This window comes from Cupriavidus sp. 05T41, assembly GCF_056396525.1.
Genome location: NZ_JBFTLQ010000033.1, coordinates 1 through 13,722 on the forward strand (window position 1 = coordinate 1; position 13,722 = coordinate 13,722).

14 protein-coding genes are annotated in these 13,722 nt (G+C 68.4%); all 14 read left to right on the forward strand.

The genetic code is table 11. From position 1 onward, the window contains the following. A partial coding sequence (locus AC1DKV_RS20060; protein ID WP_441650184.1) for an acyl-CoA dehydrogenase family protein occupies positions 1-227 on the forward strand: 227 nt, incomplete at its 5' end. 131 nt (positions 228-358) lie between these two features. Next, positions 359-2,212, forward strand: a complete 1,854-nt coding sequence (aceK, locus tag AC1DKV_RS20065) for a bifunctional isocitrate dehydrogenase kinase/phosphatase (protein WP_477137833.1) — start codon at positions 359-361, stop codon at positions 2,210-2,212. Next, entirely contained in the window at positions 2,209-2,880 is a 672-nt protein-coding gene (gene can, locus AC1DKV_RS20070; RefSeq protein WP_477137834.1) for a carbonate dehydratase, read from the forward strand. The genes aceK and can overlap by 4 nt, the downstream gene beginning before the upstream one ends. 84 nt (positions 2,881-2,964) lie before the next feature. Then, positions 2,965-4,161 (forward strand): acetyl-CoA C-acetyltransferase, encoded by a 1,197-nt coding sequence (locus AC1DKV_RS20075; protein ID WP_441617394.1) that lies wholly within the window; start codon positions 2,965-2,967, stop codon positions 4,159-4,161. Positions 4,162-4,244: 83 nt separating this feature from the next. Continuing rightward, positions 4,245-4,925, forward strand: coding sequence for an SDR family oxidoreductase (locus tag AC1DKV_RS20080; protein WP_441617396.1), 681 nt, complete (start codon positions 4,245-4,247; stop codon positions 4,923-4,925). 75 nt (positions 4,926-5,000) lie between these two features. Continuing rightward, positions 5,001-6,131, forward strand: a complete 1,131-nt coding sequence (locus tag AC1DKV_RS20085) for an acyl-CoA dehydrogenase family protein (RefSeq protein WP_441650193.1) — start codon at positions 5,001-5,003, stop codon at positions 6,129-6,131. Between the two features lie 124 nt (positions 6,132-6,255). Further along, positions 6,256-6,939, forward strand: coding sequence for a 2-hydroxychromene-2-carboxylate isomerase (locus AC1DKV_RS20090; RefSeq protein ID WP_441650194.1), 684 nt, complete (start codon positions 6,256-6,258; stop codon positions 6,937-6,939). Further along, on the forward strand, positions 6,936-7,625 hold the full coding sequence (locus AC1DKV_RS20095) for an HAD family hydrolase (protein WP_441650195.1): 690 nt from the start codon (positions 6,936-6,938) through the stop codon (positions 7,623-7,625). The genes AC1DKV_RS20090 and AC1DKV_RS20095 overlap by 4 nt, the downstream gene beginning before the upstream one ends. Then, a complete protein-coding gene (locus AC1DKV_RS20100) occupies positions 7,622-8,041 on the forward strand; it encodes a YchJ family metal-binding protein (RefSeq protein ID WP_477137835.1) in 420 nt (139 codons plus the stop codon). Before AC1DKV_RS20095 ends, AC1DKV_RS20100 begins: the two co-directional genes overlap by 4 nt. Further along, positions 8,038-8,760: a glutathione S-transferase family protein gene (locus AC1DKV_RS20105; protein ID WP_477137836.1), complete on the forward strand. Its 723-nt coding sequence runs from the start codon at positions 8,038-8,040 to the stop codon at positions 8,758-8,760. Before AC1DKV_RS20100 ends, AC1DKV_RS20105 begins: the two co-directional genes overlap by 4 nt. 311 nt (positions 8,761-9,071) lie before the next feature. Next, positions 9,072-10,550, forward strand: coding sequence for an adenosylmethionine--8-amino-7-oxononanoate transaminase (bioA, locus tag AC1DKV_RS20110; protein ID WP_441650198.1), 1,479 nt, complete (start codon positions 9,072-9,074; stop codon positions 10,548-10,550). After that, entirely contained in the window at positions 10,540-11,757 is a 1,218-nt protein-coding gene (gene bioF / locus AC1DKV_RS20115) for an 8-amino-7-oxononanoate synthase (protein ID WP_477137837.1), read from the forward strand. The genes bioA and bioF overlap by 11 nt, the downstream gene beginning before the upstream one ends. Continuing rightward, a complete protein-coding gene (gene bioD, locus AC1DKV_RS20120) occupies positions 11,754-12,455 on the forward strand; it encodes a dethiobiotin synthase (protein WP_477137838.1) in 702 nt (233 codons plus the stop codon). Before bioF ends, bioD begins: the two co-directional genes overlap by 4 nt. A gap of 52 nt (positions 12,456-12,507) precedes the next feature. Then, positions 12,508-13,551, forward strand: coding sequence for a biotin synthase BioB (gene bioB / locus AC1DKV_RS20125; RefSeq protein WP_477137839.1), 1,044 nt, complete (start codon positions 12,508-12,510; stop codon positions 13,549-13,551). Positions 13,552-13,722 lie beyond the last annotated feature (171 nt).

Below are 13,722 nucleotides of genomic sequence, written 5' to 3' on the forward strand. Positions count from 1 at the left end.
ACGTGCGCCAGGTGCGCAAGGACTGCGCCGCGGTGATCCTGTACACGGCCGAGAAAGCCACCTGGATGGCCGGCGAATCGGTGCAGATCCTGGGCGGCAACGGTTATATCAACGAATACCCGGTGGGCCGCCTGTGGCGCGACGCCAAGTTGTACGAGATCGGCGCCGGCACCTCGGAGATCCGCCGCATGCTGATCGGGCGCGAACTGTACGCCGAGACCATGTGATGCCGGCGTGACACCTGGCCGGGGGCCGGCATTGCGCCGGCCATCGCACCAAACAGCCAGCGCCGGTTTCCCGAACCAATTTACAATCTCCGGAACTTGTCGTCGTCTCTTCCTCGCCACCGGCCCGTGCCATGTCTCACTTCCCCAAGCTGCTGTCCTCGCAGATCGCGTACGACGTGGCCCGCACCATGCTGGACGGGTTCGACAAGCACTACCGCCTGTTCCGCGAAGTCAGCCACCAGGCCAAGCTGAGCTTCGAGGCGGCGGACTGGCACGGCCTGCAGCAGCTCCAGCGCGACCGCATCGCCTTCTATAACGAACGCGTGCGCGAGACCAGCCTGATCCTGGAGGACGAATACGATGCGGAAAACATCGAAGACGAGATCTGGCAGCAGATCAAGCTGCACTACATCGGCCTGCTGACCAACCATCACCAGCCCGAGCTGGCCGAGACCTTCTTCAACTCGGTGTGCACGCGCATCCTGCACCGCTCGTACTTCAACAACGACTTCATCTTCGTGCGCCCGGCCATCTCGACCGAGTACATCGAGAACGAGGAGTCGCCGACGCGGCCCACGTTCCGCGCCTATTACCCGGGCAGCCGCATCGGCATGGCGGCCTGCTTCGAGCGCATCGTCCACAATTTCCAGCTCGAACTGCCGTTCGAGGATCTGCGGCGCGACATCGACTACGTGGTGCGCGCGCTCAGCGATTACTTCGGCGACTTCCGCATCGCGCCGAATTTCCAGGTCCATGTGCTGTCGTCGCTGTTCTTCCGCAACAAATCGGCCTTCATCATCGGCCGCGTGCTMAACGCCGACCGTACTTATCCGCTGGCCATTCCCATCGTGCACACGCCCGAGGGCAAGCTCTCGCTAGACACGGTGCTGCTCAAGAAGGAACAGCTGCTGATCCTGTTTTCCTTCACGCATTCGTACTTCATGGTCGACATGGAGATTCCCTCGGCCTACGTCACCTTCCTGCGCGACATCATGCCGCGCAAGCCGCGGGCGGAAATCTATACCTCGCTGGGGCTGCAGAAGCAGGGCAAGAACCTGTTCTACCGGGACTTCCTGCACCACCTGCAGCATTCGTCGGACAAGTTCATCAGCGCGCCGGGCATCAAGGGCCTGGTGATGCTGGTGTTTACGCTGCCTTCGTATCCCTATGTGTTCAAGGTGATCAAGGACTACTACCCGGCACCCAAGGAAACCACGCGCGAGCTGGTCAAGTCGAAGTACCAGCTGGTCAAGCGGCATGACCGCGTGGGCCGCATGGCCGACACGCTCGAGTATTCCAACGTGGCCTTCCCGCTGTCGCGCTTCGACGATGCGCTGGTGGCCGAGCTCACGCTGCATGCGCCGTCGATGATCGAATACCAGCGCGGCAAGGACGGCGGCGAGGAGATCGTGGTGCGCCACGTCTACATCGAGCGCCGCATGACGCCGCTCAATATCTGGCTGCAGGAGGGCACGGAAGCGCAGGTGGAGCATGGCATCGTCGAATACGGCAATGCCATCAAGGAACTGATCGCCGCCAATATCTTCCCCGGCGACATGCTCTACAAGAACTTCGGCGTCACGCGCCACGGCCGCGTGGTGTTCTACGACTACGACGAGATCGAGTACCTGACGGATATCAATATCCGTCGCGTGCCGCAGCCGCGCAACGAAGAAGAAGAGATGTCCGGCGAGCCCTGGTACAGCGTGGGCCGCCACGACATCTTCCCGGAGACATACGGTACCTTCCTGCTGGGCGACCCGCGCGTGCGYGCCGCCTTCCTGCGTCACCACGAAGATTTCTTCGATCCTGMCATGTGGCAGGCTCACAAGGACCGGCTGCTGGCCGGTCAAATCCATGATTTCTATGCCTATGATGTCAAAGAGCGTTTTATCAACCGCTACGGCACGGCCGACGCTAGCGCCTTGCCTGGCGACGTGCCGCCCGCCACTGGCGAACCCGTTCCCGCAAGGAGAGTCGCATGAGTGATGCCATCGCCCAGCTGTTCCGCAACAACCGCGAGTGGGTCGACCGCGTCAACGCCGAGGATCCCAGTTTCTTCATGCGCCTGGCCAACCAGCAGGCGCCCGAGTACCTGTGGATCGGCTGCTCGGACTCGCGCGTGCCGGCCAACCAGATCCTGGGCCTGGCGCCCGGTGAAGTGTTCGTCCACCGCAATATCGCCAACGTGATTGCCCACAGCGACCTCAACKCGCTGTCGGTGATCCAGTTCGCGGTGGAAGTGCTCAAGGTTCGCCATATCACCGTGGTGGGCCACTACGGCTGCGGCGGCGTGAAGGTCGCGCTCAAGCGCCAGCGCATCGGCCTGGCCGACAACTGGCTGCGCCATGTGCGCGACGTGGCCGACAAGCACGGCGCCTACCTCGGCACCATCACCCGCGAGGAAGATGCCCACACGCGACTGTGCGAGCTCAACGTGATCGAGCAGGTCAGCAACGTATGCCAGACCACGGTGCTGCAGGACGCCTGGAGCCGCGGGCAGGAAGTCACCGTGCACGGCTGGGTCTACGGCGTGTCCGACGGCCTGTTGCGCGACCTCGGCATGGCCGCCAGCAACAACGACGAACTGCACGAGCAGCTCGACGCAGCCTACCGCCAGTTCGGCGATCCGCCGCAGGCTTCGATCCGCTGACGCTAGCGACGCGGCGCAGCACCAGCGAATAACAGACAGGGCGGCCCTGCCGCCCGCCATTGCCAATATCACTGGAGACATTCCATGCAAGATCCCGTTGTCATCGTATCCGTGGCTCGCACGCCAATGGCAGCCTTCCAGGGCGAGTTCGCCGCGCTGACCGCGCCGCAACTCGGCTCGGCCGCCATCCGCGCCGCGGTGGAGCGCGCCGGCCTGGCGCCGGAGCAGATCGAGGAAGTGGTGTTCGGCTGCGTGCTGCCCGCCGGGCAGGGCCAGGCGCCGGCGCGCCAGGCGGCCCTCGGCGCGGGCCTGACGATGGGCGTGGGCTGCACCACGGTCAACAAGATGTGCGGMTCSGGCATGCGCGCCGCCATGACCGTGCATGACGCGCTGGTGGCGGGCGCCTTCGAGATCGCGGTGGCGGGCGGCATGGAAAGCATGACCAATGCGCCTTACCTGGTGCCCAAGGGCCGCAGTGGCTACCGCATCGGCCACGGCATGATCTTCGACCACATGATGCTGGACGGCCTGGAAGACGCCTATATCCGCGACGAGAAGGGGGGCGGGCGCTCGATGGGTACCTTCGGCGAGGACTGCGCGGCCAAGTACGGCTTCACCCGTGCGGCGCAGGACGAATTCGCCATGGAAAGCGTGCGGCGCGCGCAGCAGGCCACCGAGCGCGGCGATTTCCGCTGGGAGATCGCCGCGGTGACGGTGCCGGGCCGCGGTGGCGACACCGTGATCGACACCGACGAAGGCCCGCGCCGCATCAAGCTCGACAAGATCCCTTCGCTCAAGCCCGCCTTTGCCAAGAACGGCACCATTACCGCCGCCTCGTCCTCGTCGATCAACGACGGCGCCGCGGCGATGGTGATGATGCGCGAATCCACCGCGAAGCGCCTCGGCCTGGAACCGCTGGCACGCCTGCTCGGTCACACCACGCATGCGCAGGAACCGGGCTGGTTCACCACCGCGCCGGTGGAGGCCATCGGCAAGCTCTACCGCAAGCTCGGCTGGACCACCGACAGTGTCGACCTGTTCGAGATCAACGAAGCGTTCGCGGTGGTGCCGATGGCCGCCATGCACGACCTCAAGATCCCGCACGACAGGGTCAATATCCACGGTGGCGCCTGTGCGCTCGGTCACCCCATCGGTGCTTCGGGCGCCCGCATCATGGCCACGCTGATCGGCGCGCTGCGCAAGACCGGCGGCAAGCGTGGCGTGGCCAGCCTGTGCATCGGCGGCGGCGAAGCCACCGCCGTGGGCCTGGAAATCGTCTGAGCGCCGCCGCACCGGCGGCAACGTGGCGGCCCGCCGCTGCGTGGCCGCCTGCCTGAAACCCGACAAACAAGAAGGAGTACGCCTTGCCTACCGCTCTCATCCTTGGTGCCTCGCGCGGCATCGGTCTCGAATTCGTGCGGCAGTACCGCGCCGACGGCTGGCGCGTGCTGGCCGTGGCGCGCAGCGACGATGGCATCGCGGCCATCGAAGCGCTCGGTGCCGAGGCGCTGCGCGCCGACCTGACCGATGCKGGCCAGGTTGCCGGACTGGGCTGGAAGCTCGACGGCGAATCCTTCGACGTGGCGGTCTACAACGCCGGCGTGATCGGCCCGCGCACCGAAGGCGCGCAGCCGGTCTCGCGCGAGGATTTCGACGCGGTGATGCATGTGAACGTGCTGGGACCGATGATGGCGTTGCCCCTGCTGTTGCCGATGGTCGAGACCGGCCGCTCGGGGCAGGGCGGCGTGCTGGCGGTGCTGGCCTCGCGCATGGGCAGCATCGGCGCCATGGACAGCAACCGCAGTTGGCTCTACCGCGTCAGCAAGGCGGCAGCCAACGCGGCGCTCAAGGCCGCCTCGCTCGACGCGCGCCATGCTACCTGCCTGGCCTTCCACCCGGGCTGGGTGCAGACCGACATGGGCGGCAAGGAAGCCGACATCACGCCCCAGCAGAGCGTTGCCGGCATGCGCCGCGTGATCGCCGGCGCGACACGGCACGACAACGGCGGCTTCCGCAACTACGACGGCGGCGTGATCCCGTGGTAAGCGCCACGCCCGCCGCGCCGCAGGCGACCGCCTTTCTTACCGCAACCACAACCACAACGCCATCAGTGACCTGACATGCTGCTCACGCCCGAACAGGAAATGATCCGCGACGCCGTGCGCCAGTTCGCACAGCAGGAAATCGCGCCGCACGCCGCCGCCTGGGACCGCGACAAGGTCTTTCCCAAGGCCGTGCACCGCGAGCTGGCCGCGCTCGGCGCCTACGGCGTGGCGGTGCCGGAGCAGTATGGCGGCGCCGGGCTGGACTATCTCTCGCTCGCGCTGATCCTGGAGGAGATCGCGGCCGGCGACGGCGGCACCTCCACCGTCATCAGCGTSAACAACTGCCCCGTGTGCAGCATGTTGATGGCCTTCGCCAGCGAAGCGCAGAAGCAGCAGTGGCTGGTGCCGCTGGCGCGCGGCGAGATGCTGGGCGCCTTCTGCCTGACCGAGCCGCACGTYGGCTCGGACGCCTCCGCGCTGCGTACCGCCGCCGTGCGCGACGGCGACCACTACGTGCTCAACGGCGTCAAGCAGTTCATCACCAGCGGCCAGAACGCCGACGTGGCGATCGTGCTGGCGGTGACCGACAAGGCGGCCGGCAAGCGMGGCATCAGCGCCTTCGTGGTGCCGACCACCACGCCCGGCTACGTGGTCGCGCGCATCGAGGACAAGCTCGGCCAGCATTCTTCCGACACCGCGCAGATCCTGTTCGAGGATTGCCGGGTGCCGGCGGCCAACCTGCTCGGCGAAGAGGGCGCCGGCTACAAGATGGCCCTGTCCGGGCTGGAGGGCGGCCGCATCGGCATTGCCTCGCAAAGCATCGGCATGGCGCGCGCCGCCTTCGAGGCGGCGCTGGCCTACGCCAAGGAACGCGAGAGCTTCGGCCAGCCGCTGTTCGCGCACCAGGCGGTGCAGTTCCGCCTGGCCGAGATGGCGACCAAGATCGAGGTGGCGCGCCAGATGGTCTGGCACGCCGCGTCGCTCAGGGATGCCGGGCGTGCGTGCCTGAAGGAGGCCGCCATGGCCAAGCTGTATGCCAGCGAGATGGCCGAGGCGGTCTGCTCGGCCGCCATCCAGGTGTTCGGCGGCTATGGCTATGTCAGCGATTTCCCGGTCGAGCGCATCTACCGCGACGTGCGCGTCTGCCAGATCTACGAAGGCACCAGCGATATCCAGAAGATCCTGATCGCGCGCGCGCTATCCTGACGGCACTTGTCCCCCGCGGGCCGGCGGCAAGCCGGGGACAAGCCAACGCACCACCGAAGCACCGAAGCACCGGATTCATCGCAGCATCGACCCCCGGCCAGACCCCAGGAGCCCCCCAGAGACCATGAGCGCCGCCATCGATTTCTACTTCGATTTCTCCTCGCCCTACGGCTACTTCGCCAGCACCCGCATCGACGAGCTGGCGCAGAAATACGGCCGCATCGTGGCCTGGCACCCGATCCTGCTCGGGGTGGTGTTCAAGACCACGGGCAGCGCGCCGCTGCCGCAGGTGCCGCTCAAGGGCGAATACTGCTGGCTGGATTTCGAACGCACGGCACGCTTCCACGACATCGAGTACCAGCGCCCGACGCATTTCCCGCTGCCCACCACGCAGGCCGCGCGCGCCATGCTATGGCTGCAGAACCATCACGGCGACGACATCGCCACCGCGTTCGCCAAGGCGGTCTACCGCGCGCTGTTCGTGGACGATATCAATATCGCCGAGCCGGCCGAGCTGGTGAAGCTGGCCGAGCCGCTCGGCATCGATGCGCACGCCATGGACGCCGGCGCCAGCAGCTTCCAGATCAAGGACCAGCTCAAGGCCGAGATCGAGGTCGCCATGGCCAAGGGCGTGTTCGGCTCGCCCTTCGTCATCATCGACGGCGCGCCGTTCTGGGGCTTCGACCGGTTCGACCAGATCGAGGCCCTCCTCAAGAGCCGGCGCCCGACGGAGCTGCGCGCGGTGGCCGCCAGCCCCGCAAGCACACCCGGCAACACAGATAGCAGCAAGGAAAAGAAACCCGCATGAATGCCAGCATCAAGCCGATCCGCCATCCCCGCTTCGATTGCGTGATCTTCGATTGCGACGGCGTGCTCGTCGACAGCGAGCCCATCGTCAACCGCGTGCTCAACCAGATGCTCAACGAGCTTGGCATCGAGATCTCGCTCGAGGATTCCACCAGGTGGTTCCTGGGCCGCGCGGTGCGCGAGGAGCTGGACAATATCGCCCTCAGGCGCGGCGCGCCGCTGCCGAAGAACTGGCTGTCGCAATGGCTGGCGCGGCGCAATGCCGTGCTCGAGGCCGAGGTGCAGGCCGTGCCGCACGTGCGCGAGGCGGTCACCGCCATCGCCGCGGCTGGCCTGCCCATCTGCGTGGCCTCCGGCGCGGACCGCGTCAAGGTCAAGCTGCAGCTGAGCCGCACCGGACTGGTGGCACTGTTCCAGCAGGATGAGCGCGAGCACATCTTCTCGTCCACCGAGGTCGAGCGCAGCAAGCCCGCGCCCGACGTGTACCTGCTCGCCGCGCGCACCATGAACGTGGAGCCGTCGCGCTGCGCGGTGATCGAGGACAGCCCGGCCGGCATCACCGCCGGCGTGGCGGCGGGCATGACGGTGTTCGGCTACGCCGCGCGCAACGATGCCGCCTCGCTGCTGGCGGCCGGCGCGCGCAGCACCTTCACGGATATGCGCGAGCTGCCGGGGCTGATCGGATGAAGGCGCGCGCGCCCGGCGCCGGCGCCTGTCCCTGCGGCGGCGGCGACTATGCCGCCTGCTGCGGGCGCTTTCACCGCGGCGAGGCCTTGCCGTCCAATGCCGAGCAGCTGATGCGCTCGCGCTACGCCGCCTATGTGCTGGGCGATGAGAACTGGCTGCGCCAGACCTGGCATCCGTCGACCTGCCCGGATGACCYGGCTGCCGATGCCGGCGCGCGCTGGCTCGGCCTTGCGGTCAAGGCGCACGCGCAGCAGGACGAGACGCACGCGCAGGTGGAGTTCGTCGCGCGCTACAAGGTCGGCGGGCGCGCTTTCCGGCTGCACSAGCGCAGCCGCTTCGTACTGGAGCCGCGCGCCGCCGGCGAGGCGCCGCGCTGGCTCTACCTGGATGGCGACATGCTTGGGGAGACACCATGACATTGAAAGCCGCAGCAAGCAGCAAGAATGCAGCCGCGCATGAAAGCGCGCATGAGACCGCGCATGAGACCGAATACCTGCTGTACGGTTTCGCGCAATCCGGCAATGCCTACAAGGTGGCCCTGCTGCTGGAGACCATCGGCGTGCAGCGCCGGCGCCAGTTGTGGACGCCGCGCTTCGTCGACTACTTCAACGGCGAGACCCATACGCCGGAGTATCGTGCCATCAACGAGATGGGCGAGGTGCCCGTGCTCGAGTTCGACGGCCGCCGGCTGTCGCAGTCGGGCGCCATCCTCGACCTGCTGGCGCAGCGCCTCGATGCATACGGCCCCGCCAGCGAGGTCGAGCGCTCCGAGGTATTGCGCTGGCTGCTGTTCGACAACCACAAGTTCACCGCCTACACCGCCACCTACCGCTTCCTGCGCACCTTTGCCAAGGCGCCGGATCCGGCGGTGCTGCAGTTMCTGCGCCAGCGCTGCGAAGGCGCCTGGAGCGTGCTCGACGCGCATCTGTCCGGGCGACCGTACGTGCTGGGAGAGCGTCTGACCATTGCCGATTTCTCGCTGGCCGGCTACGTGTTCTTCGACKACGAGATCGGCGTGCACTGGCGCAAGGAGTATCCGCGCATCCATGCCTGGACCGAACGCCTGCGTGCGCTGCCGGGCTGGAAGCATCCGTACGATCTGCTGCCGGGGCACCCGCTGGACAGGCGGGGCTGAATCCGGCGCCCGGGCTGTCCTTCTAGCCGCATTCGTCGGCGCAGTCGATGGCCCCGGTCAGCGGGGTTTGGGCATGCGAGGCCACACCGCATGTGGAGATACGCGCATGCTGACGGCGAGATGCCGGGGGCCATGGCCTTCTTCGTGGTTCGTCGCTCAACACGCTGCTAACGTGTAAAGCCGGGAATGTTTGCCAAGGGACCGGGGAGCTCCCTACCATGACTCTCCCCAACGCGCACGCCAGTGCCGCCCGCCTGCCCCCCCGCGCAGGCAGTGCAGGCCGCAGGCGCGCTCAACAAAGGAGGGTTTCCTTGGAAAACCAGTCCCAATCCCTGCCGCCAGTGCCCGCCGCGCCTTCGCTCGGCGAGCGCAGCCTGCGCGCGGTGTGGCATCCCTGCACGCCGCTGCGCCCTGACGCCGGCGAGCCGCCGCTGGCGATTGCCCGCGGCGAGGGCCCGTGGCTCCATGGCGAAGACGGCCAGCGCTATTTCGATGCCACCAGCTCGTGGTGGGTCAACCTGTTCGGCCACGCCAATCCCGATATCAACGCCGCGCTGCGCGCGCAGCTCGATACGCTCGAGCATGTGATGCTGGCCGGCTGCACGCACGCGCCGGCGGTGGAGCTTGCCGAGCGCCTGTCGGCGCTCACCGGCGGCGCGCTCGGCCATGTCTTCTATGCCAGCGACGGCGCGTCCGCCGTCGAGATCGCGCTCAAGATGAGCTTTCACTACTGGCGCAACACCGGGCTGCCGGGCAAGCGCGAGTTCGTGTGCCTGCGCCACGGCTACCACGGCGAGACCGTGGGCGCGCTGGCGGTGACCGACGTGGCGATCTTCCGCGACGCCTATGATCCGATGCTGATGCAGTCGCATGTGGTGATGTCGCCGGATGCGCGCCAGGCGGCGCCGGGCGAAAGCGCGGCACAGGTGGCGCAGCGTGCGCTGGATGAGCTCGAAGCGCTGCTGCAGGCGCGCGGCGGCCAGATCGCCGCGCTGATCGTCGAACCGCTGATCCAGTGCGCGGCCGGCATGGCGATGCACGATCCGCTTTACCTGGCGGGCGTGCGCGCGCTGTGCGACCGCTACCGCGTGCACCTGATCGCCGACGAGATCGCGGTGGGCTGCGGACGCACCGGCACCTTCTTCGCATGGGAGCAGGCGCGCACGCAGCCGGCGGGCGGCGCGGATGCAGGGCCGCTGCCGGCGCACCTGTGGCCCGATTTCCTGTGCCTGTCCAAGGGCATCAGCGGCGGCTACCTGCCGCTCTCGCTGGTGATGTCGCGCAGCGCGCTCCAGCATGCCTTCGTCTCGGCGCCGCACGAGCCGGACCGCGCCCGCAGCTTCCTGCACTCGCATTCCTACACCGGCAATCCGCTGGCCTGCCGCGCCGCGCTTGCCACGCTCGAGCTGTTTGCGCGGCACGACGTGGTGGCGCACAACCGGCTGCGCGCGCAATGGCTCGCGCAGGCCATGGCCGGGCTGGGCGCCGATGCGCGGCTCGAGCAGGTGCGCCAGCGCGGGCTGATCTGGGCCGCCGACGTGCGCGAGGAATATGTGCCGGTAGGCGCCGGCGATTTCGCCGCGCGCTTCCACCACGCCGCGCGCGCGCACGGCGTGCTGATCCGCCCGATCGGCCGCACGCTCTATGTCATGCCGCCCTACGTGTTCGACATGGACATGGCGCAGTGGCTGGCGGACCGGCTGCAAGCCACACTCGACACGGTACTGCCCGGCGCCTCGGCGCCGCAGGCGGCGCCGGCGCACCCCAAGGAGATACGCGATGCTGCTTGAACACCTGACGCTGGCCGCCGCCGAACGCGACGGCCAGGCCCTCACGCGGCGCCGCCGCACCGCGCACACCGCCTGCGCTCCGCACCAGGAAGTCAGCGACGCCTGCGGCGGCGAGCGCCATGCGCTGCTGACCTTCTGCAGCAACGACTACCTCGGCCTGGCCAATCATCCCGCGCTGATCGAAGCCCTGGGCGAAGGCGCGCGCCGGTACGGCGCGGGCAGCGGCGCATCTCACCTGGTGAGTGGCCATTCGCAGGCCCACCACGTGCTCGAGAGCGAGCTGGCGACCTGGTTCGCGCCGCATATCCCACATGCCGGGGCGCTTTACTTCTGCACCGGCTATATGGCCAACATGGGCGTGCTGAGCGCGCTCGGCAGCGCCGATGCCACGCTGTTCTGCGAGGAGCTGAACCACGCCTCGCTGATCGATGGCGCGCGCCTGGCCAGGGCCAAGGTGAGCCGCTATCCTCACCGCGACGTGGCCGCGCTGGACAAGCTGCTGGCCGAGTCCCCCACCCCGCTCAAGCTGATCGTCACCGACAGCGTGTTCAGCATGGATGGCGACCTGGCGCCGCTCGATACGCTGCTGGCGCTGGCCGAACGGCACGACGCCTGGATCATCGTGGACGATGCGCACGGCTTCGGCGTGCTGGGCGAGCAGGGCCGCGGCGTGCTCGAGCACTTCGCGCTGACCTCCCCGCGCATCATCTATATCGGCACGCTGGGCAAGGCCGCCGGCGTGGCKGGCGCCTTCGTGGCCGCGCATGGGACCATCATCGATCACCTCGTCAACACCGCGCGCCAGTACATCTACACCACGGCCGCGCCGCCCGCGGTGGCGCATGCGGTGTMGGCCAGCCTGGCGCTGATCGCCGGCGAGGAGGGGCACCAGCGCCGCGCCCACCTCGGCGAGCTGATCCGCACCCTGCGCGGCGGACTGGCCGGCCTGAGCCGCGCCGCCGGCTGGCGCCTGGGCGAGAGCGCCACCGCGATCCAGCCCGTGATCGTGGGCGACAACGTGGCCGCGCTGGCCTTGTCCGCGACGCTGGAAGCGGACGGCATCCGCGTCGGCGCGATCCGTCCGCCCACCGTGCCGGCGGGCACCGCGCGCCTGCGCATCACCTTGTCGGCTTCGCATGCGCAGGCCGATGTGGAGCGCCTGCTGGCCAGCCTGGGCAGCGTGGTGCCGCGCAAGGAGATGGCATGAGCGTGCAGCCGTTCGCCTGTTTCGTCACGGGCACCGATACCGGCGTCGGCAAGACCCACGCCAGCGCCACCTTGCTGCATGCGCTGCGCGCGGCCGGCCGGCGCGCCGTGGGCATGAAGCCGGTGGCCAGCGGCAGCGAATGGCGCGGCGACCACTGGCATAACGACGATGTGGCCCAGCTGCGCGCGGCCAGCGCGGTGGACGTGCCGCAGGCGCTGACCTGCCCCTTCTTGCTGCGCACGCCGGCATCCCCGCACCTGGCCGCCGCCGCGGAAGGCGTGCGCATCACCCGCGAGCCGATCCGCGCCGCCTTTGCCGGATTGCAGGCGCGCGCGGACGCCGTGGTGGTGGAGGGCGTGGGCGGCTTTCGCGTACCGCTCGACGGCGCGCCCCCCGAGGCGGGCGGCTGKGACACGGCCGCGCTCGCCATGATGCTTGACCTGCCGGTGGTGCTGGTGGTGGGCATCCGCCTGGGCTGCCTMAACCATGCGCTGCTCACCGCCGAAGCCGTGCGCGCGCGCGGCCTGCACCTGGCCGGCTGGATCGCCAACCGMATCGATCCGGCCATGGACCTGAGCGACGAGAACATCGACACGCTGCGCCAGTCGCTGGATGCGCCCCTGCTCGGCACGCTGCCGTGGCAGGTGCCGCCGGCGGAAGCCGCCAGCCGGCTGGCGCTCGCGCCGCTGCTGGCCTGAGCCGGCGCCAGCCTCACGAATACCGCAAGACATCCTGGAAAAGACAACGATCATGACCAACACGACCTTTGCCGGCGAGACCGTCGCCACCATCTCCGCCGACAGCCTGCGCCAGACCGCGCGCCGCTTCACCGAGGCCGCTCCCGCCAAGCCTGGCGACTGGGCCGTGGCCGACGTCGCGGCGCTCTACGCGCTGCCCTTCAACGACCTGCTGTTCCGCGCCCAGCAGGTGCACCGCGAGCACTTCGATCCMAATGCCGTGCAGCTCTCCACCCTGTTGTMGATCAAGACCGGCGGCTGCGAGGAAGATTGCGGCTACTGCCCGCAGAGCGCGCACCACGATGCCGGCGTCACGGCCGGCAAGCTGATGGCGCTGGACGAGGTGCTGGAAGCCGCGCGTGCCGCCAAGGCCAGCGGCGCCGGGCGCTTCTGCATGGGCGCGGCATGGCGCAGCCCCAAGGAGCGCCACCTGGAGCCGGTGATCGAGATGGTCAAGGAGGTCAAGGCGATGGGCCTGGAGACCTGCGTCACGCTKGGCATGCTGGAGGCCGAGCAGGCGCGCCGCCTGAAGGATGCCGGCCTGGACTACTACAACCACAACCTCGACACTTCGCCCGAGTTCTACGGCGAGATCATCACGACCCGCACCTATCAGGACCGCCTGGACACCATTGGCCATGTGCGCGACGCCGGCATCAACGTCTGCTGCGGCGGCATCGTCGGCATGGGCGAATCGCGCGACGCGCGTGCCGGCCTGATCGCCCAGCTCGCCAACATGGACCCGTACCCGGAATCGGTGCCCATCAACAACCTGGTCGCCGTGGAGGGCACGCCGCTGGCCCACGCCGAGCCGCTCGATCCGTTCGAGTTCGTGCGCACCATCGCGGTGGCCCGCATCACCATGCCGCGCGCCATGGTGCGCCTGTCGGCCGGGCGCGAGACCATGGACGACGCGCTGCAGGCACTGTGCTTCATGGCCGGCGCCAACTCCATCTTCTACGGCGACCGCCTGCTGACCACCGCCAACCCGCAGGCCGACCGAGACCGCGCGCTGCTGGCCCGCCTGGACATCCGGACCGAGGGCTACGCCGGCTGACCTTGCCGGCATGGCGGCACAGGTTGCGTGGCGGACGCAGCGCAAGGCCCCCGGTGCCTGCGCGAGGCGGTCCGCCACGCGCACCACGAAGCCGGCAGCCATCCCCATTCCCCCGCTCCTCTGCMATCTCTGCGAAAATACGACGAAACGCGACAAGAACCCCACCGTGGA